General features: G+C 68.0%; 21 protein-coding genes. 6 read left to right on the forward strand and 15 right to left on the reverse strand.

The features are described 5' to 3' along the window. Positions 1–12 precede the first annotated feature (12 nt). Positions 13–774, forward strand: coding sequence for a hydroxypyruvate isomerase family protein (locus tag ACXJLH_RS14425; protein ID WP_457444797.1), 762 nt, complete (start codon positions 13–15; stop codon positions 772–774). On the opposite strand, the gene ACXJLH_RS14430 is transcribed toward ACXJLH_RS14425, so the two are convergent. The 6 genes from ACXJLH_RS14430 to ACXJLH_RS14455 all read right to left on the reverse strand — a co-directional run bounded on the left by ACXJLH_RS14430 (position 755) and on the right by ACXJLH_RS14455 (position 5,278). After that, positions 755–1,486, reverse strand: a complete 732-nt coding sequence (locus ACXJLH_RS14430; RefSeq protein ID WP_457444798.1) for a lysophospholipid acyltransferase family protein — start codon at positions 1,484–1,486, stop codon at positions 755–757. The genes ACXJLH_RS14425 and ACXJLH_RS14430 overlap by 20 nt on opposite strands. 76 nt (positions 1,487–1,562) lie before the next feature. Continuing rightward, positions 1,563–2,864 carry a dihydroorotase gene (locus ACXJLH_RS14435; protein ID WP_457444800.1) on the reverse strand — a complete coding sequence of 434 codons (1,302 nt, stop codon included), beginning with the start codon at positions 2,862–2,864 and terminating at the stop codon, positions 1,563–1,565. Continuing rightward, on the reverse strand, positions 2,861–3,823 hold the full coding sequence (locus ACXJLH_RS14440) for an aspartate carbamoyltransferase catalytic subunit (RefSeq protein WP_457444802.1): 963 nt from the start codon (positions 3,821–3,823) through the stop codon (positions 2,861–2,863). The genes ACXJLH_RS14435 and ACXJLH_RS14440 overlap by 4 nt, the downstream gene beginning before the upstream one ends. Beyond that, a complete protein-coding gene (gene pyrR / locus ACXJLH_RS14445; RefSeq protein WP_056199449.1) occupies positions 3,823–4,311 on the reverse strand; it encodes a bifunctional pyr operon transcriptional regulator/uracil phosphoribosyltransferase PyrR in 489 nt (162 codons plus the stop codon). Before pyrR ends, ACXJLH_RS14440 begins: the two co-directional genes overlap by 1 nt. Then, the gene (gene ruvX / locus ACXJLH_RS14450; protein ID WP_457354310.1) at positions 4,308–4,703 is read right to left on the reverse strand and encodes a Holliday junction resolvase RuvX; all 396 of its coding nucleotides are present in this window, start codon (positions 4,701–4,703) and stop codon (positions 4,308–4,310) included. The genes pyrR and ruvX overlap by 4 nt, the downstream gene beginning before the upstream one ends. Next, positions 4,700–5,278 carry a YqgE/AlgH family protein gene (locus ACXJLH_RS14455; protein ID WP_056199455.1) on the reverse strand — a complete coding sequence of 193 codons (579 nt, stop codon included), beginning with the start codon at positions 5,276–5,278 and terminating at the stop codon, positions 4,700–4,702. Before ACXJLH_RS14455 ends, ruvX begins: the two co-directional genes overlap by 4 nt. A 111-nt stretch (positions 5,279–5,389) precedes the next feature. Here ACXJLH_RS14455 and ACXJLH_RS14460 point away from each other — a divergent pair, with 111 nt between their 5' ends. Then, a complete protein-coding gene (locus ACXJLH_RS14460) occupies positions 5,390–6,814 on the forward strand; it encodes a cryptochrome/photolyase family protein (RefSeq protein ID WP_457444804.1) in 1,425 nt (474 codons plus the stop codon). Between the two features lie 63 nt (positions 6,815–6,877). On the opposite strand, the gene ACXJLH_RS14465 is transcribed toward ACXJLH_RS14460, so the two are convergent. From ACXJLH_RS14465 to ACXJLH_RS14495, 7 genes are all read right to left on the reverse strand, one after another. Then, positions 6,878–7,915, reverse strand: a complete 1,038-nt coding sequence (locus tag ACXJLH_RS14465) for a GGDEF domain-containing protein (protein WP_056199460.1) — start codon at positions 7,913–7,915, stop codon at positions 6,878–6,880. Positions 7,916–7,925: 10 nt separating this feature from the next. Next, a complete protein-coding gene (locus tag ACXJLH_RS14470; RefSeq protein ID WP_457444806.1) occupies positions 7,926–14,003 on the reverse strand; it encodes an Hpt domain-containing protein in 6,078 nt (2,025 codons plus the stop codon). A gap of 39 nt (positions 14,004–14,042) precedes the next feature. Further along, positions 14,043–16,415: a methyl-accepting chemotaxis protein gene (locus ACXJLH_RS14475; RefSeq protein ID WP_457354316.1), complete on the reverse strand. Its 2,373-nt coding sequence runs from the start codon at positions 16,413–16,415 to the stop codon at positions 14,043–14,045. Between the two features lie 72 nt (positions 16,416–16,487). Then, positions 16,488–17,018: a chemotaxis protein CheW gene (locus ACXJLH_RS14480; RefSeq protein WP_056199470.1), complete on the reverse strand. Its 531-nt coding sequence runs from the start codon at positions 17,016–17,018 to the stop codon at positions 16,488–16,490. 84 nt (positions 17,019–17,102) lie between these two features. Next, positions 17,103–17,468 (reverse strand): response regulator transcription factor, encoded by a 366-nt coding sequence (locus tag ACXJLH_RS14485; RefSeq protein ID WP_056199473.1) that lies wholly within the window; start codon positions 17,466–17,468, stop codon positions 17,103–17,105. 11 nt (positions 17,469–17,479) lie between these two features. Next, positions 17,480–17,884: a response regulator gene (locus ACXJLH_RS14490; RefSeq protein ID WP_056199476.1), complete on the reverse strand. Its 405-nt coding sequence runs from the start codon at positions 17,882–17,884 to the stop codon at positions 17,480–17,482. A 70-nt stretch (positions 17,885–17,954) separates the two neighbouring features. Further along, the gene (locus ACXJLH_RS14495; protein ID WP_056199756.1) at positions 17,955–18,107 is read right to left on the reverse strand and encodes a rubredoxin; all 153 of its coding nucleotides are present in this window, start codon (positions 18,105–18,107) and stop codon (positions 17,955–17,957) included. A 182-nt stretch (positions 18,108–18,289) separates the two neighbouring features. Here ACXJLH_RS14495 and thiD point away from each other — a divergent pair, with 182 nt between their 5' ends. From thiD to mpl, 3 genes are read left to right on the forward strand one after another with little or no spacing between them, the layout of a single operon-like run. Continuing rightward, complete coding sequence (gene thiD, locus ACXJLH_RS14500; protein ID WP_056199479.1) at positions 18,290–19,237, forward strand: bifunctional hydroxymethylpyrimidine kinase/phosphomethylpyrimidine kinase; 948 nt, start codon at positions 18,290–18,292, stop codon at positions 19,235–19,237. 18 nt (positions 19,238–19,255) lie between these two features. Next, entirely contained in the window at positions 19,256–20,542 is a 1,287-nt protein-coding gene (gene hemL / locus ACXJLH_RS14505; protein ID WP_056199483.1) for a glutamate-1-semialdehyde 2,1-aminomutase, read from the forward strand. A gap of 29 nt (positions 20,543–20,571) precedes the next feature. Further along, positions 20,572–21,933, forward strand: coding sequence for a UDP-N-acetylmuramate:L-alanyl-gamma-D-glutamyl-meso-diaminopimelate ligase (gene mpl, locus ACXJLH_RS14510; protein ID WP_457444808.1), 1,362 nt, complete (start codon positions 20,572–20,574; stop codon positions 21,931–21,933). Positions 21,934–22,086: 153 nt separating this feature from the next. Here mpl and ACXJLH_RS14515 read toward each other — a convergent pair whose 3' ends face one another. Beyond that, entirely contained in the window at positions 22,087–22,497 is a 411-nt protein-coding gene (locus tag ACXJLH_RS14515) for a PaaI family thioesterase (protein ID WP_457444810.1), read from the reverse strand. Positions 22,498–22,580: 83 nt separating this feature from the next. Beyond that, a complete protein-coding gene (locus ACXJLH_RS14520) occupies positions 22,581–25,265 on the reverse strand; it encodes a zinc-dependent metalloprotease (protein WP_457444812.1) in 2,685 nt (894 codons plus the stop codon). A gap of 124 nt (positions 25,266–25,389) precedes the next feature. Here ACXJLH_RS14520 and ACXJLH_RS14525 point away from each other — a divergent pair, with 124 nt between their 5' ends. Beyond that, positions 25,390–25,980 (forward strand): YqiA/YcfP family alpha/beta fold hydrolase, encoded by a 591-nt coding sequence (locus tag ACXJLH_RS14525; protein WP_457444813.1) that lies wholly within the window; start codon positions 25,390–25,392, stop codon positions 25,978–25,980. The last annotated feature ends 10 nt before the right edge of the window (positions 25,981–25,990 follow it).

Consider the following 25,990-nt stretch of genomic DNA (forward strand, 5'->3'; position numbering starts at 1 on the left):
AGCGGAGTCGCAGTGATCCCGCCACGCTTCGCAGCCAATCTCGATTGGCTCTATACCGAGCACGCCTATCTCGACCGGCCGGCGGTGGCACGGGCCGACGGCTTTGCCGCCGTTGAGCTGCAGCAGCCGCATCTGCATGACCGCCCACCGCTGACGGCCGCGCTGGCGGGGCTGAAGGTCGTCCTCATCAACGCCCCTGCCGGCGACTGGGCCGTCGGCGAGCGCGGCTTCACCGCCCTGCCCGGCCGCGAGGCCGAGTTTCGCGACGCGACGCTGCGCGGCCTGGACTTGGCCGACCGCCTTGGCGCGGCCCGCGTGCATCTGCTGTCAGGCTTGGCCGAGGACACGCCCGAGCACCGCTCGACCTGGCTGGCCAACCTCGGCTGGGCCGCCGAGCAGTCCCCCCTGCCCCTGGTCGTCGAGCCCATCAACCGCCGTGACATGCCCGGCTATTTCCTGCATCGCCAGGCCCAGGCGCTGGAGCTGCTGGCTGCGCTGGACACGCCACGCGTGCAACTGCAACTCGACCTCTACCATTGCCGCGTCGCTGAAGGTGAATCACTGACGCATCTGGCGCGCGCGCTGGACCTCGGCGTGCTGGGCCATGTGCAGGTCGCCGGCGTTGCCGGGCGGCATGAGCCCGAGGCCAGTGAATTCGCGGCGGAGCTGGCCCTGCTGGACGCGCGTGGCTGGCAAGGCGTTGTCGGCCTGGAATACCGGCCCCGTGGCAATACGTCGGCCGGCCTGGCCTGGCTCAGCCCAGCTTCGCGCTGATCACGCCGCGCAGCATCGCGCCCAGGGCGCGACGGTCCTGGCCGGTCGCCATCACGCTGGGCAGGATCTGCACATCAATGCCCAGCCCCTTGGCCGAAGCAATGCGCCACAGGCTCTCAACCAACGTCGTGTCGCCGATGAAGCGCGCCGACGAGCTGAAGCGCTCGCCGGGCTCGTGCCACCGCAGCACGACGGGCAGCACCGGTGCATCGACCGACACCGCCGCCTGCAGCAGGTTGGCGTGGAAGGGCAGCATCTCGGGCCCGGCGCCCGTGGTGCCTTCCGGGAAGACGGCGATACAGTCGCCCGCCTGCAGGGCTGCGGCCGTCTGGTGCACGACACGCAGCGCATCGCGCTTGCTGGCGCGCTCGATGAAGAGCGTGCCGGCGCCTTCGACGAGGGCGCCGACCACCGGCCAGTGCCTCACGTCCGCCTTGGACACGAAGCGCGCCTGCGGCAGCACCGCGTGGACGCCGGCGATGTCCAGCCAGGAGATGTGGTTGGCCACCATGAGATGACCCGTCGGCAAGGCCTGGCCCTGAGACTTCAGCGCGATGCCGAGGATGCGCAGCGTCTTGAGCGACCACCACTGGATCAGCCCATGCCGCTCGGACGCCGTCAGCAGCTCGAAGCGGCGCTTGACGATCCACAGGCCGTGCAGCACATGCGGCACAAGGCGCGTGAGGCGCCAGGTGGCGATCAGGGATCTCATTCAGCCTCCCGCCGGGCCGCCCCCAGGGAGGCTGCACCCCCTCGGGGGGCAGCGTGCGAAGCGCGCGTGGGGGCCGTCATCCTTCGTAGGCGACGTGGCCGGCGACAAGGGTGCAACGCACGCGCGCGGGCAGCTCGAAACCGCTGGAGGCGAAGGCAAACGGCGTGTGCTTGCCCTGGCTGGCCAGGGCGTCGGGCGTGACGGACCAGCTCGCCGCCGCGTCGAACACGCAGACATCGGCGACGCCACCTTCCACCAGGCGACCGGCGCTGGCGGACAAAGAGCCGAGGGCGCTGCCCAGCACCCGCACCGGTTCGGCCGTCACGACGGCCAGCGCGCGCTGCAGCGGCAGCTTGGAATCCTGGGCCCAGCGCAGCGCCAGGCTCAGCAGCAGCTCCAGGCCCGTCGCGCCCGGCGTGGCCTCGGCAAAGGGCACAGCCTTCTCGTCGGTCGTCACGGGCATGTGGTCGGACACCAGCGCGTCAATAGTTCCATCGGCGAGGCCCGCGCGCAGCGCATCGCGATCACGGCCCTGGCGCAGCGGCGGCGTCAGGCGCATGGCCGAATCGAAGTAGCCGATGTCGACGTCACTGAGGTGCAGCGAATTGATGGACACGTCCGCCGTGACGGGCAGGCCCTCGCGCTTGGCCGCGCGCACCAGCTCGACGCCGGCGGCGCTGGACAGGCGGCACACATGCACCCGGGCGCCCGTGGCGCGTACCAATTCAAAAGTGGTGTGCAGCGCCACTGTCTCGGCGCTGACGGGCACGCCGGACAGCCCCAGCCGCGTCGCGACCGAACCGCTGGCCGCGACGCCACCGCCGAGATACGCGTCCTGCGGGCGCAGCCAGACCGTGTAGCCATAGGTGGCGGCGTATTGAAGCGCCCGGCTCAGCACCAGCGTGTCCTTGATCGGCACCTCGGCCTGCGAGAAGCCGATGCAACCGGCTTCGGTCAGTTCGGCCATCTCGGTGAGTGCCGTGCCGTTCAACTGGCGCGTCAGCGCGCCGAGCGGGAACAGGCGGCAGCGGCTCAGCTTGCGGGCGCGGAACTTCAGCATCTCGACGAGACCGGGCTCGTCGAGCACCGGGTCGGTGTCGGGCGGGCAGACAAGGCTGGTCACGCCACCAGCGGCCGCTGCGGCGAGTTCGCTTTCGAGCAGGCCTTCATGCTCGTGCCCGGGCTCGCGCAGCCGGGCGCACAGGTCGACGAGGCCGGGCGCGACGATGAGGCCGCTCGCGTCCACGGTGCGGTCGGCAACGAAGTCGCCCACATCCCCCAGGTGCACGATACGGCCATTGGCGATGGCGACGTCGCCGATGCGGTCGAGACTGGATGCCGGGTCGATCAGCCGGCCGCCTTTGATCAAAATCTTCATGCTTCGTTCCCAGCCAGGATGGCCATCACCGCCATGCGCACCGCGATGCCGAATGTGACCTGCGGCAGGATGACGCTGCTCTTGCCGTCGGCCACTTCGGACGCGATCTCGACACCCCGGTTGATGGGCCCCGGGTGCATGACGATGGCGTCGGGCTTGGCCAGGCGCAACTTGTCGGGCGTCAGGCCGAAGTGCTTGAAGAACTCGCCGCTGCTGGGCAGCATGCCGCCGTTCATGCGCTCGTTCTGCAGGCGCAGCATGATGATGACGTCGGCGTCCTTCACGCCTTCGGCCATGTCGTAGCAGACGCGCACGCCCATGTCGCGCAGGTCGCCGGGGACCAGGGTCTTGGGGCCCACCGCGCGGATCTCCGGCACGCCCAGGATGTTGAGCGCGTGGATGTCGCTGCGAGCGACGCGCGAGTGAACGATGTCGCCGACTATGGATACGGTCAGGTTGCGGAAGTCTTTCTTGAAGTGCCGGATCGTGTACATGTCCAGCAGCCCTTGAGTCGGGTGGGCGTGGCGGCCGTCGCCGGCGTTGACAACGTGCACGTGCGGCGCGCAATGCTGGGCGATCAGGTGGGGCGCGCCGCTCTCGCTGTGGCGCACGACGAACATGTCGGCGTGCATGGCGCTGAGGTTGGCCACCGTGTCCAGCAGCGTCTCGCCCTTGGCCGTGGAGCTGCGCGCGATGTCCAGGTTGATGACGTCGGCCGACAGGCGCTTGGCGGCGATCTCGAAGGTGGTGCGGGTGCGGGTGCTGTTCTCGAAGAACAGGTTGAACACCGACTTGCCGCGCAGCAGCGGCACCTTCTTGACCTCACGGTCGTTGACCGAGAGGAAGCTGCCCGCGGTGTCCAGGATCTGCTCCATGACCGCACGCGGCAGGCCTTCGGTGGACAGCAGGTGGATCAGCTCGCCGTGCTTGTTGAGCTGGGGGTTGCGTTTGGAAAGCATCACTTCACCTCAAAGGCAAATCGCCCCCCGTCGGCGCGCGCGAGGCGCAGGCTCTGGTCTGCGGCGAGCGTGACGCGGGCCGCAGAGAACGCCGGCTCGATCGGCAGCTGCCGCCCGCCGCGGTCCACCAGCACCGCCAGCTGCACGCTCGCCGGGCGGCCGAAGTCGAACAGCTCGTTGAGCACGGCCCGCGTCGTGCGGCCGGTGTAGAGCACGTCGTCGATGAGCAGGATGTCGCGGCCGTTGACGTCGAAGGGCAGCGAGGTGTGGTCGGCCTTGGCCAGGCCCCGCGAGCCGAAGTCGTCGCGGTGCAGCACGCTGGAGATGGTGCCGGCGTCGGCCAGGCCCAGGTCGACGGCCAGGCGCTCGGCCAGCCAGGCGCCGCCGCTCCAGATGCCCACGAGGGCGGTGTCGGCGGTCAGCAGTCGCTGCACGCCGCGCCTGAGCTCGAGGTAAAGGCCTTCAGCGTCCAGCTTGAGGTCACTCATGGATGTTCCCGGAAAAATTGTTCAAGGATGAGGGCGGCCGCTGCGGCGTCCACGTCGTGCGCGCCTTCAGCCTCGGCTTCGACGCTGGTGTAGCGCTCGTCCACTTCGAAGACCGGCAGGTGATGGCGCCCGGCCAGCCGGCGACCGAAATTCTGTGCCTTGGCCGTCATCTCGTGGGGCGCGCCGTCGGGGTGGCGCGGCACGCCGATGACGAGGGCGTCGGGCTGCCACGTCTTGACGAGGGCGGCAATCGCGTCGAAATCGCCACTCCTGACCGTGGCACGCGGCTCGGCCGAACCGAGCAAGCGCGTGCCCGAGGCGACGCCGATGCGTCGGGTGCCAAAGTCAAAAGCAAGAAAGATCTGATGCGACGGCGCCAAGGCCGCCATCATGCGTGCCCCGCGTCCGAGCTGAGCATGCGCGGGTCCACGCCCAGCAGGGCCAGTGCGCGCTCGTAGCGCTGCTCCACCGGCGTGTCGAAGATGATCTCGGGCGCCGCGTCCACCGTCAGCCAGCCGTTGCGGCCGATTTCCTCTTCGAGCTGGCCCGCGGCCCAACCGCTGTAGCCGAGCGTGACAAAGATCTTCCTGGGGCCGGCGCCGTTGGATAGCGCTTCAAGCACGTCGCGGCTGGTCGTCATCTCCAGGCCGCCAGGCACGGCCAGCGTCGCGTTGTAGTGGCCGCCCTCTTCGTCCAGCGGCTCGTGCAGCACGAAACCGCGGTCGGTCTGCACCGGGCCGCCATAGAAGACGGGGCTGTCGGCCAGCGGTTCGGCCGGTGGGCTGAGCTCGACCTTCTCGAACAGATTGCCCAGCGTCAGAGAGATGGGTTTGTTGATGACGAGGCCCAGGGCGCCGTTGTCGTTGTGCTCGCAGAGGTAGACCACGGTGCCTGCGAAGGCCTCGTCGGCCATGCCGGGCATGGCGATGAGGAATTGGTTGGTCAGGACGATCCGGTCGGCGGGCATGGCGGCATTTTATTCTGGCCGCTTTGCGCTTCAGCGCTTTATCGCCGGGAGGCTGGTGCTTGCCGAGGTCGCCCAGCCTGGGCAGGCGTGCAAAGACCTTAATCTGCGCCCATGCCTGCTCACCTTGACCGCGCTCTTGTCTGGTTTCGCCGCGACCTGCGCGCGGACGACCAGGCCGCGCTGTATCACGCGCTGCGCAGCGCGAAACAGGTCTTCTGCGCTTTCGTCCTGGACCGCGACATCCTCGACGCCCTGCCACGCGCAGACCGACGCGTCGAGTTCATCCTGGGCGCGCTGCAGGTGCTGGACGAGGACCTGCGCAAGCTCGGCGGGGCGCTGATCGTGCGGCATGGCTTTGCGGCGGACCAGATCCCGCGCCTGGTGGCCGAGCTGGGCGCGCAGGCCGTGTTCACCAACCACGACGACGAACCGCAGGCGCTGATGCGCGACGCGCTGGTGGCCGACCTGCTGAAACCCTTCAATACCGAGCTGCGCACCTTCAAGGACCATGTCATCTTCGAGCGCGGCGAGGTGATGACGGCCGCTGGCGGGCCCTACAGCGTGTTCACGCCCTACAAGAACGCCTGGCTGCGCAAGGTGGACGAGTTCTACCTGAGCAGCTATCCGGTCGAGCGCCATGCGCGGGCACTGGCGAGAACCGAGTTCGCCAAGGGCGTTCCCACGCTCGAAGACATCGGCTTCAAACTCGCCGGGCTGACCGGGCATGTCGGCCAGGGCAGCCGCGGTGCCGAGGCGCTGCTGGACGACTTCCTGGACCGCGTCGACCAGTACGACAGCAAGCGCGACTTCCCGGCGGTCAAGGGCCCAAGCTATCTCAGCGTGCATCTGCGCTTCGGCACCGTGTCGATCCGGCGCCTCGCGCGCATCGCCCACCAGTTGATGCAAGGCGGCGACCACGGCGCCGAGATCTGGCTGTCGGAGCTGATCTGGCGCGACTTCTATCACCAGGTCATGCACCACCACCCGCGTGCGATGACGACGGCCTTCAAGCCCGAGTACGACGCCATCCGCTGGGAGACCGGCGCGGAAGCCGACGCGGTGTTCGCCGCCTGGTGCGAGGGCCGCACCGGCTACCCGCTGGTGGACGCCGCCATGCGCCAGCTCAACCAGACGGGCTATATGCACAACCGCCTGCGCATGGTGACGGCCAGCTTCTTGACCAAGGATCTCGGCATCGCCTGGCAACGCGGCGAGGCATATTTCGCGCAGCAACTGCTGGACTTCGACCTCGCCGCCAACAACGGCGGCTGGCAGTGGGCCAGCAGCAGCGGCTGCGACGCCCAGCCCTATTTCCGCATCTTCAACCCGGTGAGCCAGAGCGAGAAGTTCGACGCGCAGGGCCGCTTCATCCGCCGCTACTGCCCCGAACTGGCGGAGCTGCCGGCCAAGACCATCCACGAGCCCTGGGCGCGCGCGCCGCTGCAGATGCAGGGCAGCGTCTACCCGCGCCCCATCGTCGACCACGCCATCGCACGGGAGCGCACGCTGGCTCGCTACGCCGTCGTCAGGCGATGAACGGGGAGCGAAAAGGTCAACCTGCGGTCTTGCGCGGGTGACGAATGCTTCAGCGCGGCGGCTTCAGAACAGCTCGACGTCGCTGAGCTGTGCCGATTCCTGGATCACGCCGCTGGCCACCAGGGCCGCGTAGTTGTGGACCTGGTTGCGACCATGGCCCTTGGCGTGATAGACCGCCTTGTCGGCGCGCTCGAACGCATCGGCCGGCCCGTCGCCAGGGCGCACCTCGGTGAAGCCGATGCTGACGGTGATGCGGCCCACCTGCGGGAAGGCGTAGCGTTCGGTGTTCAGGCGCAGGCGCTCGAAGGCCTCGCCCGCGTGGATCTCTTCATCGCAGCGCATCAGCACGACGAACTCCTCGCCGCCGAAGCGATAGAGCATGTCGTGAAAGCGGAAAGAGCCGCGCATCAGGCGCGACAGCAACAACAGCACTTCGTCGCCGATCAGGTGCCCGAAGCGGTCATTGACGGTCTTGAAGTGATCAATGTCGATCACGCCGAGCACATAGTGTTGGATGGCCGTCTCGTGGCGGCGGTCCTCGGCCTCGTGCGTCACGTCGGCACGCGTCGGGATGTCCGACAGCACCTTCAGGAAGCTCTCGTCGAAGGTCTTGCGGTTCAGCAACCCCGTCAGCGTGTCACGCTCGGAGTAGTCGAGCAGGCCCTGGAAGTTGTGATAGATCCGCAGCACGCTGCTGACCATGCGCTGCGCGCCCGTGCCCAGGCGCCGCGTGGACAGGATCTCGATGACGCCGATGACGTCGCGGTCGGTCGCAATCGGGAAGAGGTAGAGCCACTGGCCGCCCTGGGCCACCTGGGTGACGCTGCGGCTGCGCATGGCCTCCAGGCGCAGCGGATGGTCGGTCGCCTTCGGCAGCGCACCAGGCTTGGCCCACAGCGGGTCGGCCGACGCGACCGCATCACCCGCGCGCAGATGGGCACGGGTCAGCCAACGTTCGTCGCCCGGCTCGCCGACGCTGCGGTAGATCGCGACGGACTCGGGTTCCAGCAGGTCACGCAACGCCATGACCAGGGTGACGTCCATGACATCCCGGTCACGAAAACCGGTCAGTTCGGCAAGATGGTCGACAACCTGGGACATGGAAGGGTGCTCAGGCCGGCACGGCCTGCTGGGTGAACTGCCGGATCAACCCGAGCAGATACTCCTCATCGTAAGGCTTGCCCAGGTAGTGGTCGACACCCAGCTGAGCCGCGTAGTCGCGGTGCTTCTGGGCAATACGCGAGGTGATCATGATGACGGGCAGAGCAGCCAGCCGCGAGTCGGCGCGCATATTGCGCACCAGGTCGAAACCGTCCATACGGGGCATTTCAATGTCGGACAGTACCACCGAAGGCAACTCGTCACCCGACAGCTTCTCCATCGCATCCAGGCCGTCCTTGGCCAGCATGACGCGCAGGCCGACGCGCTCCAGGAAGCGCTGGGTCACGCGACGCACCGTCAGCGAGTCGTCGACGACGAGGACGAGCGGCGCCTGCGTCACCGTCTCGACGACCGGTGCGGCCTGCTGCGGCGTTTCGCCCAGCGACATGGCATGGGCCGCCGCCAGCCGGGCCTGGGCGTCGAGGCCGTACCAGTCGGCGAGTGCCACGACGTTGTAGATCAGCGCCACCTCGCCCGAAGCCAGCAGGCTGATCCCCGCCAGGCCCGGTACGCGGTTGAGCTGGGCGCCGAGGTTCTTGACGACAACTTCCTGGTTGCCGACGACCTCATCCACGTGCAGGGCCAGCGCGCCCTGGGCGCTGCGCACCAGCACCACATGGGTGTGGCGGCCATGGACATGGCCACGGCCCGCGTGGCCGAGCAGGCCGCCCAGCCAGTAGAAGGGCATCTCGACACCGCCATGCTGCAGCTTGCCGGTGGCATAGGCCGCCTCGACTGCATCGACGGGCACGCGCTGCACTGACTGCATCAGCGCCGCGGGGACGGCGATGACCTGGTCGGAGCTCTTCAGCAGCACGACCTGCGTCAGCGCCGTGGTGAGCGGCAGGCGCAGCAGGAAGCTGGTGCCCTGGCCGGTGGTCGACGTGGTTTCGATGGTGCCGCCCAGCGTGCCGACCTCGGCACGCACGACGTCCATGCCGATGCCGCGGCCGCTCAACTCGGTCACCTGGCTGGCCGTGGAGAAGCCCGGCGCGAAGATCAGGCGCTTGAGCTGCGCGTCGTCAGGCTCGGCGTCGGGCGAGATCAACCCGAGCTGCAGGCCGCGCTCGCGGATGCGTCCGAGGTTGAGGCCGGCGCCGTTGTCGGAGAAATTCAGCAGCACTTCGTTGCCGTGCTGGCTGACCTCGATGCGCAACGTGCCGACCGGGTCCTTGGCCGAAGCCGCGCGCACCTCGGGCGACTCGATGCCGTGAGCGACGCTGTTGCGCAGCAGATGCTCGAAGGCCCCAGCGGTACGTTCCAGCACCGAGCGGTCCAGCTCGGTCTGGCCGCCGGTGATCTCCAGCTTGACCTGCTTGCCGGCATCGCGGGCAGCCTGCCGCACGACGCGGTGCATGCGCTCGCCGATGCTGTCGAAGTCGACGAGGCGGGTGCGCAGCAGGTCGTCCTGCAGCTCGCGCGTCAGCCGGGACTGCGCGGCCAGCTCGTCTTCGCCGGTCTGGACGTTGCGGCCCAGTGTGCGCTGCAGCGTGGCCACGTCACCGACCGACTCGGTCAGCATGCGGGTCAGTTCCTGGAAGCGCGTGTAGCGGTCGAACTCCAGCGGGTCGAACTCGCGGCCGCCCTGCTGCGCCGCCTCTTGCTGGGCGTGCATCTGGGCCTCGGCCTGCAGATCCAGCTCGCGCAGCTGGGCGCGCAGGCGCTCCAGGTTGTCGTCCAGGTCAAGCAGTGCGCCCTTCATCTGGACCAGCTCGGACTCCATCCGCGCACGGCGGATGCTGACCTCGCCGGCCTGCGTGGCCATGCGCTCCAGCAGGCTGCCGCGCACACGCACCAAGGCCTGGCCGATGGCGAGGTTGTCGCTGCCGGCAGCGACCTCGGCGGTGTCGGTGAAGCGGCTCCAGTCGATCTCGCGCGCTGGTTCGGCGGGCTTCTCGACGAACGTGGATGCGACCGGCCGCACATCGGCTTGGGCAATCTCGGCCAGCAGGCGCTCAGGTTCAGGCGCCGGCGCAGCCGCCTCGACAACGACCGGCGGCTTGGCAGCGGGTGCGGGCGGCGGCGGGGCGACGATGGCCGGCGCGGCTGGCACGGCGGCAGATGCGAGCCGGCGACCGAGTTCCTCGAAGGCGTGCTCGAGGGCATCACCCTCATGCTGCAGCGCCTGGACCTGGCCGTGGTTGGCGCTGCCGGCCCTCAGCAGGTTCTCGATGGCGGATTCGAGGTTGTGGGCCTGCTCACCCAGGCGCATGGCGCCGGCCAGGCGGGCGCCACCCTTGAAGGTGTGCAGGGCACGCATGCAGGCGTCGGAGCGACCCAGCTCGCCCGGATGGGCCAACCAGTCGCGCAGCGCACCGTGCAGTTGTTCCAGCAGGTCGCGCCCTTCCTCCTCGAAGATGGGATAGAGGTCGGGCTCGATGTGGTCGGGCAGGCCCGGCTCGGGCTCGTCGTCGGCCGCCAGCAGCGGGGCAGGCTCGGTTTGCGGCGCAGCCTCGGCAACCGTCTCTGTGGCCGGCTCGGCAACGGGCTCGACGAGGGGTTCGGCCAGGTCGACAAGATCGGCGAGATCAACGACGGACTCCGGCAGATCAGCAGCCACGGTGACCTGGTCATCCAGGTCGCCGGCGAGGGTGTCGTGCAGGGCTGGCACAGGCAGCGCGTCCAGGGGCGCGGATGCCGTGAAGGACTCTTCCTGCGGCTCGTAGGCATGCAGCTGCGCGACGACCTCGGGATCGTTGGGCTTCAGGAAACCGGCTGCGAACTGGTGCAGCAGGCGGCGGATGTCGTCGGCGGCGCGCACGAACAGTTCGGCGTCGACCTGCTCGTAGCGCACGGCGCGATGGGCGCGACCCAGGGTGTGCTCGAGTTCCCGGGCCAGGATGGAGAGATCCTCGTAGCCCACCGTGGCCGCATTGCCGGCCAGGGCGTGAGCCTGCACTTCGCAGCTCTGCGGCACCGGGTGGCTGAGCTCGACGGCCCACTCGGCCAGGCCGATGGACAGCTTGCGCGACAGCTCGTCGGCCTCGTTCAGGAAGATGTTGAACAGCGCGATGCTGATGCGCAGCGAGCCGATGACCTTGAAGCCTTCGTCGGGGTCGGCCGACTCGGGTTCAGGTTCCAGCTCCGGCTCGGCAGGGCTGACCAGCGTGAGAACCGGCGCGGCCGGCTCCTCGTCCTCCTCGAGCAGCTTGTGCAGGGCCAGCGTGGACTCCTCCGGCCGGACCGGGGGCTCGGCCAGGGGTTCGGCGGCAATGACAGGCTCAGGCTCGTCCAGATCCAGCACGACGCCGAAGTTGGCCAAGGTCGGCTCTTCATCAGGCGTGGGTGGCAGCGGCAGGGGTTCGGTCGGTGCGTGGGCGTCGAACTCGCTGACCAGCTCGGCGGGTAGTTCGGTCGGGTCGAGATCCAGCGTGACCTCGGGCAGGGCGAGGTCGAGGTCAGCCTCGATGGGGGCCTCGTTGGCCGGTGCGCCAAGCTCGAGAACGAAGTCGGGCACCAGCGGCGGCGTCTCCTCCATCTCCGCCGGCAGTGCGGCGACGATGGGTTCTGCGGCCGGCTCGGCCATGGCCTCGGCGCCGCGCTCGGCGGCTTCGGCCGGTGTCGCGGCGTCCAGCGGCAGGTCGAGGCCCTGGGCTTCTACCGCTTCGATGGCTTCGGCGGCCGGAGCAGCCGAAACGGCAATAGGCAGGGGCTGGCCATGCAGGCGCAACGAATCGGCACTGCGGCGCACCGGGTCGGGCAAGCTGTGGCCCGGTTCCGTGCCAGCAATCTGGTTGCGCCAGTGGGCAAAGTAGTCCAGCGCCTCGGTGGTGAAGCCCAGCAAGGCGGCGTCGGCCTGGGGGGTGGCTTCGGCGAGGCGGGCGTTGTAGAGCTGTTCGCAGGCCCAGGCACCTTCACCGAAGGGGTCCAGGCCGACCATGCGGGCGCTGCCCTTGAGGGTGTGGAAGGCGCGACGCACGATGGTGAGCTGGCCGTGGTCGGCGGGGGCCTGGCGCAGCTCTTCCAGCGCGGCCCGGGCGTTGCCGATGACCTCGTCGGCTTCCTCGAGGAAGATCTCGCGCATCTCGGGGTCGTCCGCGACGCTGGGCGCGGGCGGCGGGGGAGCAACCACGGGAACGGGTGCGGGAGCGGCCGGCTGCGACAGGTCGACGTCGGGCAGGCTGAGGTCGGGCAGGTCCAGCGTCCCCAGGTCGATGCGCAAGGGCTGGGTGGCGTCGTAGGCGGCGGGAGCGGCAATCTGGGCCGATTCGTCGCCCAGGTCGACGTGGAAGCCGCTGGCCTCGAAACTCGGCAGCTCGACGGCGCCTTCGCGGCGGCCCATGACGGCGTCCAGGCGGCCGCTGGCGTCGTCGAACTGGAACATGCGCTTGGCCAGCTGAGGCTGGACGCTGAGCATGTCGATCAGGAAACCCAGGGCGCCGAGGTTGTTGGCCAGGCGCTCAAATACATCACGGGCACTGGCGCGCTCGAAATCGATCTCGGTGTTGGCCAGGCCGTCGACCTCGTCACGCATGCGCACCGTGGCCTGCGCCGCCTGGTCCAGGCCCAGCACGCTGAGCACGCCGCGCATGGCCTGCAACTGGCCGGGCACGGGGATCAGTAGTTCACGCCGGGCCGGGTCGCGGAAGTATTCGTCGCACTGCTTCTCGACTTCCGACAGGCTGGCACGCAGCTCGTGCACGACGCTGCCCAGGGTCTGGCGGTCGGAGACCCGGCGATACAGGTCCTCCATCCAGTCTTCCAGCGGCTCGGGCGTCTGGCCATGGGCCACGGCCTCGACGCGGCGCGCCAGGCGACGCACGCGATCGGCCTGCTCGGGCTGGTCGAAGGCGGCGTCTTCCAGCGCGGCTTCGACATAGAGCAGGCTGGTGGCGATTTCCATGGCCAGCGCGGGTGGCGGCGTGCTGCGCGAGCGCAGCGTCGCGACGACGGCGCGCTGCAGCGTCTGAGCCAGCACTTCACCGCTGGGGAAGAGGCGGGTCAGCGAATCGGCCAGACCGGCGAACTGCTCGTCCAGGCCGGCCAGGCGGTGCTGGTCGCCTTCGGCGGCGCTGGACCAGCTTTCCTTGGCTGAAATCACGCGGCGCTTGGCTTGCGCGACCCAGGCCGGATCGATGCGGCCGAGGCTGGCGTCCTCGTAGTCGCCAACATGCTCGTCGGTGAGGCGGTAGGTTTCATGCACCGCTGTCAGACGCGGGCCGGCGCCCTGGTTGACGCGGCACTGGGCGCAGAAGAACAGCAGGTCCTGGGCCAGGCGTTCGCGCGCCGGATCCATCTGGTCGCCATGGCCAACGAGGCGCAGTTCATGCAGCAGCTTGGAGCCCAGGCGTTTGGCATAGCCATCGCTGGGAATCAGCTTGAGCGCCTGGCCTTCGAAGACGGCGGCGGCGAGTTGCCACAGCGTGCGCGTCGTGCCAGCCGGCAAGGCGGCTGCCAGACTAGCGCACAGGCCGGAAAGATTGGCTGCATGCGTCGAGCTGGGCTCGCGCATATGACGCAGCAGCGCGGCTTCGAAAGGCGCGCGCACGGCCTCGGGCGAACGCGGCGACACACCGGCTTCGGACGCAACGCTGCGCCAGGACCAGTCGTACTGCCAGAGGTCGGCCGGGTGGATGCGATCGGCACCGTTGAGCTGCTGCAGCGCGCGATAGCCCGGGTAGAGGGCCAGCGACGAGGTCTTGTTGCCAGCCAGCAGGCGGGCGACATAGGCCAGCAGGGCAAAGTCGGCGCGTTCGATGGTGTCGACGGTGCTGGCTTCGACCTCCAGCGGCCGCTCGGCCAGACGCGCGACGGCCACTTCGGCGGCGCGCAGCACGCTGGCGCCGGCCGGCAGGCCGACCAGCGACAGCACGCCGCTGACCTGGTGCAACTGCGCGGCCGCCTGCTGCAGCGGCGCGCTGGGCTGGGTATCACCGCCAAAGGCGGAGAGGCGGTTGTCGCCGCTGTCGCGCACGAGGCGGCGCAGGGTCTTGTGCACCGACTCCAGGGAGCGGCGTAACTCCTCCTGCACCCAGGCCAGTGGGCTGAGGTCGGCCGGGAGTTCGGAGTCTCGCAGGGAGCTGTCCATGCGTGGGCTTTCTCGCTCGATGCGGTAGGGCGGGGCCGGTCAGGCGACCTTGAATCGGGACACGGACGTGCGCAGCGCCTCGGCAGAGCGCGACAGCTCATGCACCATCTGGGCGGTGGAGCGCGTGCCCTCCGACGTCTGCTCGGTCACCGCGAAGATGTGCTGGATGTTGGAGGCCACCTCGTTGGCATGCTCGGCTTCCTGCTGGGCCTGGGTCGAGATCTGGCCGATCAGGTTGTCCAGCTGGCGGGACACGCTGTCGATGTCTTCCAGCGCCTTGCCGGCCGCGTCAGACAGCTGCGTACCTTCCACCACCCCGCGCGTCGAACGCTCCATGGCGGCCACCGCATCGTGGGTGTCGGTCTGAATGGTCTTGACCAGCGCAGCGATTCGCCGCGTTGCGTCGCCGGAGCGTTCCGCCAGGCGCTGCACTTCTTCCGCAACCACCGAGAAGCCGCGACCCGCTTCGCCGGCGGACGCGGCCTGAATGGCGGCGTTCAAGGCCAGCACGTTGGTCTGTTCGGTAATGTCCGAGATCAGCTCCGTGATCTCGCCGATTTCCTGAGACGACTCGCCCAGGCGCTTGATGCGCTTGGAGGTCTCCTGGATGGAGTCGCGGATGGTGTTCATACCGGCGATGTTGTTCTGCATCGCGGAGAGACCCTGCTCGGCAGCCTGACGGCTCTGGCGCGCCACACCGGCCGTTGTCTGCGCCTGCGCGGACACGTCGGTGATTCGGCTCGCCATGCCGAGCACGGCCTCGCCAGTGGCGCGGATCTCGTGCAGCTGTTCCTTGGAGGCCGCCAGCAGGTCGGTGGAGGTCTGGTCCACCGCGCCGGTCGTGTCGGTCACGCGAGCCGCCGTGGCCTGCACCTGGCCGACCAGGTTGCGCAGCTCTTCCACCGTGTAGTTCACGGAGTCGGCGATGGCGCCGGTGATGTCTTCCGTCACCGTCGCTTGTTGCGTCAGGTCGCCTTCAGCGACGCTGGCCAGTTCGTTCATCAACCGCAAAATGGCGGCCTGGTTGGCGTCGTTGACGCGCTTGGCCTCTTGCTCCTGGGCCTCGGCTTCACGGCGTGAGGCTTCGGCGAGCGCCGCGCGCTCGGATTGGTCGGCCACGAACAGGCGCAGGAAACCGAAGGCACCGGCCACCAGGGCAATCAGGGACAGCACCATGAAGGCGATCAGGCCCCAGCCCGCGCCGCCGGACTTTTCCAGCTCGCCGGCGGCCTGCTCCAGGCCCTTACGCAGCGGCTCGGAATCGTTCAGGATGGCCGTCTGAGCTTCACGTGCCGACACCAGGCCCTGCAGGTTGCCCAGAATCGCAGAGGCTTGCGTGCGGGTCTGCTCGTACTGCTTGAGCAGGGTCTGCAGGCGTTCCTTCAGTTGCGGGTCGCGTGCCGCGTTCAGGCGCAGCTCGGGGCTGCCGCTGATGAGCGCTTCGGTGATGAGCTTGAAGGAGTTCAAGTCCTTGCCCAGCAGGAACACCGCCTCGGGGCTGACGCCTTCCTGGGTCAGGAATTCGTTGGCGCTCTTGCCGATACGCTGGGTCAGCATGACGAGCTGGCCGACGGCAGAGACTTCACCCGCCGACGAGCCGATCTGCAGAGCTTGAGATGACACGGCCTCGGCGCTTTCCAGCAGGTCGCTGGACTGCCGGTTGATGGCGCGCAGCGCCTGGCCGACCTGGGTCAGGATCTTTTCCTGGGACTGCACGACCTTGCCGTTCTTCTCGGCACGTTCGACCAGCGGCTTGACCATGTCCAGCGTCGGCTGCACGGCGGCCGGCGCGACCGCCAGGTCGCCTTCGCCGGTGCGCAGGTTGTTGACGACGCCGCTCAGCGTGCTGACCGACTCGCGCAGCTCCGCGAACGCGGCTGGATTGCCGACGAGGGCCGCGGACACGGACTTGGCCATGCGCTGCGAATGCATCAGCGCCTGACCGGTGGCACGCACCTGGGCCGCACTGCGGCTGGAACTGGCCAGCACCAGGCTGACCGACACGGCCGTGCCGACGAGGCCGAGGACGACGAGGCCGGTCAGTGCGCGCTGGCGGTGGCGGCCGAACAGGTCGGTCAGCTTCTCGGCACCGGTGGCCGCCTTGGGCGGCAGCATGGTCGGGTCGGCGGCCTGCGTGGTGGGCGCGAAGCTCATCGTGCTGCTGGGCGCGAACTCGCTGTTCGGGCCCGGTTCGGTGGGCACCGCCTGCGAAATGATGGACGGCGCCTCGGTGCGTGGATACACCTCGGTGCGCGCGGGAATCTCGACGCCGGCCAGGGTGGAGTCGGCGTTGCGGGTGGCGTCGAAGCCGACGTTGCTGCGCGAATCGATGGTCGTGTCGACGCCTTCCGGCGGCGCCAGCGGCAGATCATCGGCTTCGGACTTTCCCCTGATTTTGTCCAGCAGGCTCATCTCACCCTCGTCCTTCAGTGTTTGTGGTGCCGCACTCGCGCGCGGCTTGAAGCTTGGAAACAGATGCGCGCATCACGCGACGATGTGCAGGAAATTCTCCTGCCGCGACAACGCTTCGAGATTGATTTCTTGCCAGTTGCGCCCGGCTTCGTCGCGGCGCAGGGCGCCAGCAAAACGGGGCAGCGGCCCGGCGGGCTGCTGCTCGGCCAGCGGCAGTTGCTCGTCGCTGCGCAGGCCGGCCAGCCGGTCGACGAGCAACGCGCAGTTCAGGTTCAGGTCGCTACCCAGCGACACCAGGCGGCTTTGCACCGCCACGGCGCGGCCAGGCGCGGGATCGCGCAAGCCCAGGTAGACGGCCAGGTCGACCACGGTGAACAAGCCGCCGCGCAGGTTGGCCACGCCCGCCAGCCATGGCTTGGCATAGGGCACGGGCTTGATGGGCACGGGCGCGAAGATTTCGCTGGCCTGCTTCAGCGAGAACAACAGGCCGACGCCGGCACATTCCACGGCCAGCCAGTTCGCCACGAGCGTCTGCTCGCGCGCGGCCGCCATGCGCTCGGCCAAGCGCTGCTGGAGTTCGCGGAGTGCCGTCTTGTTTGCCATGCTCAGCGCCGCCCGGCCGCCCGAAGGCGATGAAGCGCCCCCGCGGGGGGCAGTGAACGAAGTGAACGTGGGGGCGTCATCATTTCAGCCCAGGGCTTTGATCTTGGCCAGCAGCTCTTCGGCCTTGACGGGTTTGACGACGTAGTCGCTGGCGCCCTGGCGCATGCCCCAGACCTTGTCCGTCTCCTGGCCCTTGCTCGTGCACATGATGATGGGGATGCCGATGTAGCGCTCGTCGCGGGTGATTGCACGCGTCAGCTGGAAGCCGTTCTGGCCGGGCATGACGACGTCCATCAGGATCAGGTCGGGCTTGGCCTCGGCCAGGCGCTTCATGGCCTCTTCGGCGTTCTCGGCCGTGCGGACAGTGAAGCCGCGCTTGCCCAGCATTTCCGATAAGGCATGCAGTTCGGTCTTGGAATCGTCAACCAGCAGGATGTTGTGAATGCTCATGGCAGTTCTCTTTACGTACGCGCTTCTTGCCGACGGTGCTGGAGCACCGCCTGAAGCAGCTGGTCCTTGGTGAAAGGCTTGGTCAGATAGTCCTGCGAGCCCACCATGCGCCCGCGGGCCTTGTCGAAGAGGCCGTCTTTTGACGACAGCATGATCACCGGCACTCCCGAGAACTGCGGGTTGCGCTTGATGATGGCGCAGGTCTGATAACCGTCCAGGCGAGGCATCAGGATGTCGCAGAACACGAGATCGGGATGAAAGTCGCCCAGCTTCGCCAACGCATCGAAGCCGTCCTCGGCCAGGGCCACCTCATGGCCGCCCTGCTTCAGGAAGATCTCCGCGCTGCGGCGGATGGTGTTGCTGTCGTCGATGACCAGGATGCGGGTGGGTCCTGCACCGGAAACTTGCTCGTTCAAACGTCGTCTCCTCGGAACTTCAGCTCGGGGCCCGGCCCTTTCGGCCCCCTGTGAGGCATGTGAGGCCGAGTCAGATGCGCACCATCTCAAAATCCTCTTTGCGCGCGCCGCAGTCGGGGCAGGTCCAGTTCATGTCCACATCGGCCCAGGCGGTGCCCGGCGCGATGCCGTGCTCCGGATCGCCCGCTGCTTCGTCATAGATCCATCCACAGATCAGGCACATCCAGGTACTGGGTTCGCTCACGGTGCTTAGAGTTTGCTCACTACAATCGAATCATTCTAGCCAGGGCTCGAAAGCGCAATGCTGAGGGCAAACGCCTGTGCCCCGGGCCTCAGAAGCGCCCTTTTAGCGGCAGACTCCACGCTTTGCGGCTGCTATTTGGCCGCGACCGCCATGACTTCCCCATGAGCCCAACACCCCTCCCCACCGACCCCGCGGCCGAAGATGCCCAAGACGAACAGGAAAGCCCGCCGCCAGCTTGCGTGCTGAGCTTCAATGCCAGCGATGCCTCTGGCGCAGGCGGCCTGGCCGGCGATGTAGCCACGATTGCGGCCATGGGCGCGCACTGCCTGCCCGTCGTCACCGCCATCGTGCTGCGCGACACGGCCGAGACCTTCGAGCACGAGAACCTCGACGCCGACACCGTCGCCGAGCAGGCCCGCCACATCCTGGAAGACGTGCCCATCACGGCCTGGAAGGTCGGCTTCCTGGGCAATGCCGAGGCCGTCAGCGCCGTGGCCGAGGTGCTGAGCGACTACCCCGACGTGCCGCTGGTGACCTATCTGCCCTCCGTCGCCTGGATCGACGAGGACGACCAGCAGCAGTACCTGGACGCGCTTCGCGAGCTGGTGCTGCCGCAGACCGCCGTGCTGGTGGGCAACCACAAGACCATGACGGACTTCCTGCTGCCCGATTGGGACAACGAGCGCGCGCCGTCGGCCCGCGAGCTGGCCGTCGCCGCCGCCCAGGCCGGCGCCCAGCACGTGCTGGTGACCGGCATCCAGCTGCCCAACCAGTTCGTGGACAACGTGCTGGCCAACTCGCAGGGGCCCATCACCGGGGAGAAGTTCGAGCGCTTCGAGACGGCCTTCGTCGGCGCGGGCGACACGCTGTCGGCGGCGCTCGCGGCGCTGCTGTCGGTGGGCGCGGAACTGCACTCGGCCGTCAGTGAAGCCTTGTCCTTCCTGGACCAGTCGCTGGACGCGGGCTTTCGTCCCGGTATGGGCAACGTCATCCCCGACCGCTTCTTCTGGGCCCTGCCCGCAGCGGACGAGGAAGGCGGCGAGCCGCCCGACTTCGAGCCCGAACCCGAACCCGAGCAGCCGCCCAAGACGCCGCGGCGCATGCATTGATCTCCTGACTCCTCTCTCATGGCCAGCAATTCAGAGCTCTTCGAGCGCGCCGCGCGCGTCATTCCCGGGGGCGTGAATTCCCCGGTGCGCGCTTTCCGCGCCGTCGGCGGCACGCCGCGCTTCATCCAGCGCGGCGAAGGCGCCTACATCCATGACGCCGAAGGCAAGCGTTATGTCGACTACATCGGCTCCTGGGGGCCGATGATCCTCGGCCACGGCCACCCGGCCGTGCTCGAAGCAGTCACAAAGGCCGCAGCCGAAGGCTTCTCCTTCGGCGCGCCGACGGAGCGGGAGATCGAGCTGGCCGAGGAGATCTTGAAGCTCGTGCCCAGCATGGACCAGGTGCGCCTGGTCAGCTCGGGCACCGAGGCGACCATGAGCGCCATCCGCCTGGCGCGCGGCGCCACCGGCCGCGCCAAGTTCATCAAGTTCGAGGGCTGTTACCACGGCCACACCGACGCGTTGCTCGTGAAAGCCGGTTCCGGCCTGGCCACCTTCGGCCACCCGACCAGTGCTGGCGTCACGCCGGGAGCCGCGGCCGACACCGTCGTCCTGGAATACAACAACGTCGAGCAGCTCGAAGCCGCCTTCGCCCAGTACGGCAGCGAACTGGCCTGCGTCATCGTCGAGCCCATCGCCGGCAACATGAATTTCGTGCGCTCGTCAGTGGCCTTCATGAGCGCCATGCGCCGCCTGTGCACCCAGCATGGCGCCCTGCTGGTGCTGGATGAGGTGATGACGGGCTTTCGCGTCGGCCTCGGCAGCGCCCAGGCTCACTACGCCCGGCTCATCCCGGGTTTTGCACCCGACATATCGGTCTTCGGCAAAGTCATCGGCGGCGGCATGCCGCTGGCGGCTTTTGGTGCCCGGCGCGCGGTCATGCAGCATCTGGCGCCGCTGGGTGGCGTCTACCAGGCCGGCACGCTGTCCGGCAACCCGGTGGCCACGGCCTGCGGGCTGGCAACGCTGCGCGAGATCCAGAAGCCCGGCTTCTTCGAGGCCCTGTCGGCCAAGACCCGCCAGCTCGTCGATGGCCTCAAGGCCGTCGCCGCCGAGAACGGCGTGCCCTTCAGCGCCGACTGTGAAGGCGGCATGTTCGGCTTCTTCCTGATGCCCGATCTGCCGCAGAACTACACCACCGTCATGACGACGGACAAGGAGCGCTTCAACCGCTTCTTCCATGCGATGCTGGATGCCGGCATCTATCTTGCTCCGGCCTTGTATGAGGCGGGCTTCGTGTCGGCGGCCCACAGCCAGGCCGATATCGACGCCACCCTCGCGGCCGCACGCACCGCATTGCGCTGATCTCTTGACGTCCTTCGGGGCGCGTTGACATGCATCTCCACATCCTCGGCATCTGCGGCACCTTCATGGGTGGCCTCGCGGCACTCGCACGCGAAGCCGGCCACAAGGTCACCGGCTGCGATGCCAACGTCTACCCGCCAATGAGCACCCAGCTCGAGGCGTTAGGCATCGAGCTCATCACCGGCTTCGGCGCCGAGCAGCTGGAACTCAAGCCCGATGTCTTCGTCATCGGCAATGTCATCACGCGCGGCGAGCGTTTCCCGCTGATGGAAGCCATCCTTGACACCGGCCTGCCCTACACATCGGGCCCGCAATGGCTGGCGGAGCATGTGCTGCAGGGGCGCCACGTGCTGGCCGTGGCCGGCACGCATGGCAAGACGTCGACGACGTCGATGCTGGCCTGGATCCTGGCGCATGCCGGCCTCAAGCCCGGCTTCCTGGTGGGTGGTGTGCCGCAGAATTTCGGCGTGTCAGCTCGCCTCGGTGAGGGCAAGACCTTCGTCATCGAAGCGGACGAGTACGACACCGCCTTCTTCGACAAGCGCAGCAAATTCGTGCACTACCGGCCGCGCACGGCTGTGCTGAACAACCTCGAGCACGACCACGCCGACATCTTCCCGGACCTGGCCGCCATCGAGACCCAGTTCCACCACCTCGTGCGCACCGTGCCGGCCAGCGGCCGCCTGGTCGTCAACGCCCGCGAGGAGGCCTTGCAGCGCGTCATCGCGCGCGGCTGCTGGAGCGAGGTGCTGCGCTTCGGCGCCAAGAAGGAAGAGGCCGGCATGCTGCGCGCGCGCGGCGAGCCGCAGGCTTTCGACGTGCTGCGCGGCAGCCTCAAGGTCGCGCGTGTCGAGTGGAGCCTGTTCGGCGAGCACAACCAGTTGAATGCGCTGGCTGCGATCGCGGCCGCGGAGCATGTCGGCGTGTCGCCCGAGCAGTCGGCTGCGGCCCTGGCGGAGTTCCAGAACGTCAAGCGGCGCATGGAACTGCGCGGTGAGGTGCGAGGCATCAAGGTGTACGACGACTTCGCACATCACCCGACGGCGATGCGCACCACCGTCAACGGCCTGCGCCGCCGCATTGCGCCCGTCGACCGCATCCTCGCGATATTCGAGCCGCGCTCCAACACGATGAAGCTGGGCACGATGAAGGCTCAGTTGCCCTGGGCGCTGGAGGAAGTGGACCTCGCGTTTTGCAATCAGCAGGGTTTGAGCTGGGATGCCAAGGAGGCGCTGGCGCCGATGGGTGCGTCAGCGGTTGTGGGTGCGGATGTGGATGCATTGGTGGCTGCGGTCGTCAAGGCTGCCAGGCCGGGGGACCATTTGCTGTGCATGAGCAATGGTGGGTTTGGCGGGATCCACGAGAAGCTGTTGGACGCTCTGTCCAAATAGCGTCTGCTCGATGCATTGCCGGGAGTCCGTCCCGGCGGCCGGGTAACTTTCTTCTGCGGCGCGTCAGAAGAAAGTTACCCGCCCTCGCGGGGCGGATTCCCGCGGCACTGCACGCGAGTCATGAGAACGCCGGCAAGAGCAAACCACACCAACTCACTTCCCGTACAACACCATCTGCGTACACCTGAACAAAGCCATCGTCTTCCCGGTGTCCTTGTTCGTCACCACCGCATCCCAGATCTGCGTCGTCTTGCCTAGGTGAACCGGCCTCGCCACGCAGGCGATGGTGCCCTCGCGAGCCGTGCCCAGGTGGTTGGACTTCAGCTCGATGGTCGTGAAGCCCACCGCGCCCGGCGGCAGGTTGGCGATGCAGCCGTAGCCGGCGCAGCTGTCCGCCAGCGTGACGATGCTGCCGGCGTGCAGATAGCCGTTGGGTGCCATCAGCTCCTCGCGCACCACCAGCTCAGCCTTGATCTCGGCGGGGTCGGCCTGGGTGAAGACAATGCCCAGATGGCCAGGCAGGTTCCTGGCACCGAATTGATTCAGTTTGTCGGGTGTGGACATGGCGGATCCCTCGAAGTGGCGGCCATGCTAAGACAAGAAAAAAGGCCGGCATGAAGCCGGCCTTTGATTGAGCACGAAGCCGATCAGCTGCGCACCAGCGACGCCTTCAGCATCGAATTCAGCATGTCCAGCGTCTCCGCCAGATGCGCACGCGTCTCGACCGACAGGCCCGGCTTGGCCGAGGCCACACGCAGCTCGTTGGCGAGCTGCGTCGCGTGCCAGCGTGCCATCGAGAAAGCGTCGGCGTACACCGTCGCCCCATTGGTCGCACGGTTCAGCTGGCCTTGCAGGCGGCGCAGGTACTCGCGTTGCAGGCTGCGGCGCATGCGGTCGATCTCGGCACCGGTCTTCAGCTCGCTGAAGATCGCACCCTGCAGCGTGCCATAGACCTCGCTCAGCGACACCGCGCCCTTGCGCTGGGCCTCGGGCAGGTAAGCGCCCTGCTCGATGAGGCGGCGCGCCGTGTTGGGCGACATCAGGCGGTCCAGCACCCGGCCCTGCAGCACACTGACGCTGTCCGGAATGGAGATGGGCAGGCCGCGGTCCCACTCGTTGTAGTCCAGCGTCTGGGTCACGAGGAACTCGGGCTTGAACTTGAAGGAGTCGCTGGACAGCAGGCCTGCCGCAATGAAGCGCAGGGCCTCACGCTGCTGGGCGTTGTCGACCGGCTTGAAGGCCGGGCCGGTCGTGACGCCCGGCACCACGCGCTCGGCCTGCATGCCGCCCACGTATTTGCTGACGTTGTTGGCCGTCATGCCGAGCTGGCGGAAGGACTCGAAGATAGAGCGGCGGTTGCGCAGCGGGTCGTCGCCGACGACGGCCGGGCGCGATTGCACGCGCTCCCACAGCTCCTGGCTGAGCTTGAGGCGCTTCTTGGCATAGGCCAGTGGGTCGTCGCCCAAGTCGCGCTGGTTGGTGCGCGGGTCGAAGCCATCGTAGGGGCCGCCGACACCCTGGTCGAAGTCGTCGCCATAGGCCAGCTTGGGCTCGGTCGAGCGCGCAGCGATCTTGGCGAGTTCCGCCGCTTCCTGCTCCGCGACGATGGGCTTGTAGGCGTACTCGATGGCCCAGTAGTCGTAGGCGCCCAGCGTGGTGTTCGTCAGGCTGGCCTTGGCCTCGCCCTTGAGCGGCAGGTTGTAGGCGTTGTAGTCCATCACCGAGTTGGAGATGCCGTGGGCCTCGGTGAAAGCCTTGTCCTTGAGTTGGGCCTGGGTGACCGTCGTGGAGGACTTGAAGTTGTGCTTGAGGCCGAGCGTGTGGCCGACCTCATGCATCACCACGTCCTTGATGACGGCCTGGGCCAGGGCCTCGGCCTCGGGGCCGTTCATGTCCATGCCCTCTGCCCCGCCCCGCAGGGACAGCAAATCCAGCGCGAAGCCGAACTCGTTGGCCTGGTCGGCCATGTAATTGCATTGCTGCTCGGAAAGCCGCAGGCTGCGCTCACCCATCCAGCTGCTGCCGTGATCGTGGCCAGCGAAGCCGAGCACGTCGTCCGAAGCCAGGCGGCGCGAGCCGCGGCCGAAGACGTCGCTCATGCCGATGTCGGCGTCCAGGATTTCACCGGTGCGCGGGTCCTTGTTGCTAGGGCCGATGGCAAAGCCGACGTCGGCGCCGGTGAACCAGCGGACGGACGCGTGCGTCGAGTCCATGTTGTCCCAGTCAGCGTCGTCGGGCTGCTGCCTGGCCTGCACGGCGTCCTTGAAGCCGATCTTCTCGAAGGCCTTGTTCCACTCCTCGATGCCGGCCTTGACCGCCGCGCGGTATTTGGTCGGGATGTTCTTGTCCATCCAGTAGACGATGGGCTGCACGGGCTCCGACAGCGCTGCGCTCGGGTCCTTCTTCTCCAGGCGCCAGCGGGCGATCATGTGCACGCGCGGGTTGGCTTTCAGGTCGTCGCCGAAGTCGCTGTAGCTCTCCATGAAATGACCCAGGCGCGGGTCGGCATGGCGCACGGCGGCCGGCTGCTCCGGCAAGGCACGGAAGCTGTAGACGAAGCTGAAGAACATCGAACGCGGATCCGGCGTCGCCTGAGGCGGCGTGGGCACAGGCACGGGCACGGGAACCAGCGGCGGCGCGGGAATGCGCGGCGTGGCGAAGTGCACGCGTGAAGTCAGCGTGGAAACCTGGGCATCAGCGCGGGTGGCTTCGATGAATGAGTTGCCTCGGTCGGGCGCAAACGGCAGGCGGTAGGCAAATTCCAGGCGCGTGGAGTAGCCCGGAATGTCGCCCAGCAGCAGGTTGCTGGCGTCGATCAGCACCGACTTGCGGTCCGGGTGGTCGGCGCTGGCGACCGGCACGCCGCCGATCAGGCTGGGCGAGAAAGCCTGCTCGATGGCCAGCTTGCTGGACGGGTTGTCCGTGCGGAACTTGGTGTTCAGCGCAATCAGCTGCACATGGTTGCCAATGCGACGCCATTCGGCCAGCTCGTCGCCCAGCATCTGGCTGGCGTACAGGCCGCGCTCGCCGACGGCGTTGGCGACGTTGACACTGAACAGGAAGGGCTTGTTGAAGGCTTCCTTGGGGATCTCGATCCAGACCTTCTCGTCCTTGCGCCAGATCGGGAACAGGCCGGGCTGCTCCTTGGCGCCCTTGATGATCTCGGCAAAGGGCTTGGGCGCCGTCGGGTCGGCCGGCKGGCGGGCGGGAGCGGGTGCCGAAGCGGCGGCGCCGGGGGCCGAAGCGGCGCCATTGGGCGCGGGCGGGGTCTGGGCGTGGGCAACCGCAGCCAGCGCGAGCAGGGCGGCGGTGGCCAGGGCGGTGCGGGGCATCGGGATCATGGGGTGACGGTCCGGGATTGCGGAAAGGCAGGCACTGTGGCTGGGAGCGACACTCGCGTCAATCGGAGCCCTCCCCCGTCGCGGAGCGGCAGAAATTCACGCAAAAACTTCCGTCATGTCGTTGACTCATCTGCTCTATTTGCACGGCTTTCGCTCGTCGCCGGCCTCGGCCAAAGCGCTGCGAATGGCCGCCTGGGCGGCCACACAGCCGGGCCTGACCTTCGCCTGCCCGCAGCTGCCGCCCTCCCCGCTTGACGCCATGGCCCTTGTCGCCGGAATCGTGGCGGCCTGGCCATCCGAGGGTGCCGCCGTCATCGGCAGCTCGCTCGGTGGCTTCTACGCCACCTCGCTGGCCGAGCAGCACGCTCACCGCGGCTGGCGCGTCGCCGTGCTGAACCCCGCGGTGGACCCGGCGCGCGATCTGTCCCACCACATCGGCACGCTGACGGCCTGGCACGACCCGCAGCTGAAGTTCGAGTTCACGGCCCAGCATGTGGCGGAACTGGCCGCCCTGACGCCACCGGCGAGGCTGACCAAGCCGCTGCGCTATTACGCGCTGATTGCCAAGGGCGACGAGCTGCTGGACTGGCGCGAGATGCTGGCCCGTTATGCCGGCTGCGACGGCGAGGTGCTGGAGGGCAGCGACCACGGGTTGACCGACTTCGAAGACCACCTGCCCGGCTTGCTGAAACACCTTCAAGGCTGAGGCGACAATC

It is taken from the genome of Roseateles sp. P5_E4 (assembly GCF_054049255.1).

Bases quoted from the DNA above. Each gene is read 5' to 3' on its own strand.
- ACXJLH_RS14430 (WP_457444798.1), bottom strand. From the start codon at position 1,486: ATGAGATCCCTGATCGCCACCTGGCGCCTCACGCGCCTTGTGCCGCAT.
- ACXJLH_RS14435 (WP_457444800.1), bottom strand. From the start codon at position 2,864: ATGAAGATTTTGATCAAAGGCGGCCGGCTGATCGACCCGGCATCCAGT.
- ACXJLH_RS14440 (WP_457444802.1), bottom strand. From the start codon at position 3,823: ATGCTTTCCAAACGCAACCCCCAGCTCAACAAGCACGGCGAGCTGATC.
- pyrR (WP_056199449.1), bottom strand. From the start codon at position 4,311: ATGAGTGACCTCAAGCTGGACGCTGAAGGCCTTTACCTCGAGCTCAGG.
- ruvX (WP_457354310.1), bottom strand. From the start codon at position 4,703: ATGATGGCGGCCTTGGCGCCGTCGCATCAGATCTTTCTTGCTTTTGAC.
- ACXJLH_RS14455 (WP_056199455.1), bottom strand. From the start codon at position 5,278: ATGCCCGCCGACCGGATCGTCCTGACCAACCAATTCCTCATCGCCATG.
- ACXJLH_RS14460 (WP_457444804.1), top strand. From the start codon at position 5,390: ATGCCTGCTCACCTTGACCGCGCTCTTGTCTGGTTTCGCCGCGACCTG.
- ACXJLH_RS14465 (WP_056199460.1), bottom strand. From the start codon at position 7,915: ATGTCCCAGGTTGTCGACCATCTTGCCGAACTGACCGGTTTTCGTGAC.
- ACXJLH_RS14470 (WP_457444806.1), bottom strand. From the start codon at position 14,003: ATGGACAGCTCCCTGCGAGACTCCGAACTCCCGGCCGACCTCAGCCCA.
- ACXJLH_RS14475 (WP_457354316.1), bottom strand. From the start codon at position 16,415: ATGAGCCTGCTGGACAAAATCAGGGGAAAGTCCGAAGCCGATGATCTG.
- ACXJLH_RS14480 (WP_056199470.1), bottom strand. From the start codon at position 17,018: ATGGCAAACAAGACGGCACTCCGCGAACTCCAGCAGCGCTTGGCCGAG.
- ACXJLH_RS14485 (WP_056199473.1), bottom strand. From the start codon at position 17,468: ATGAGCATTCACAACATCCTGCTGGTTGACGATTCCAAGACCGAACTG.
- ACXJLH_RS14495 (WP_056199756.1), bottom strand. From the start codon at position 18,107: ATGTGCCTGATCTGTGGATGGATCTATGACGAAGCAGCGGGCGATCCG.
- thiD (WP_056199479.1), top strand. From the start codon at position 18,290: ATGAGCCCAACACCCCTCCCCACCGACCCCGCGGCCGAAGATGCCCAA.
- hemL (WP_056199483.1), top strand. From the start codon at position 19,256: ATGGCCAGCAATTCAGAGCTCTTCGAGCGCGCCGCGCGCGTCATTCCC.
- mpl (WP_457444808.1), top strand. From the start codon at position 20,572: ATGCATCTCCACATCCTCGGCATCTGCGGCACCTTCATGGGTGGCCTC.
- ACXJLH_RS14515 (WP_457444810.1), bottom strand. From the start codon at position 22,497: ATGTCCACACCCGACAAACTGAATCAATTCGGTGCCAGGAACCTGCCT.
- ACXJLH_RS14525 (WP_457444813.1), top strand. From the start codon at position 25,390: ATGTCGTTGACTCATCTGCTCTATTTGCACGGCTTTCGCTCGTCGCCG.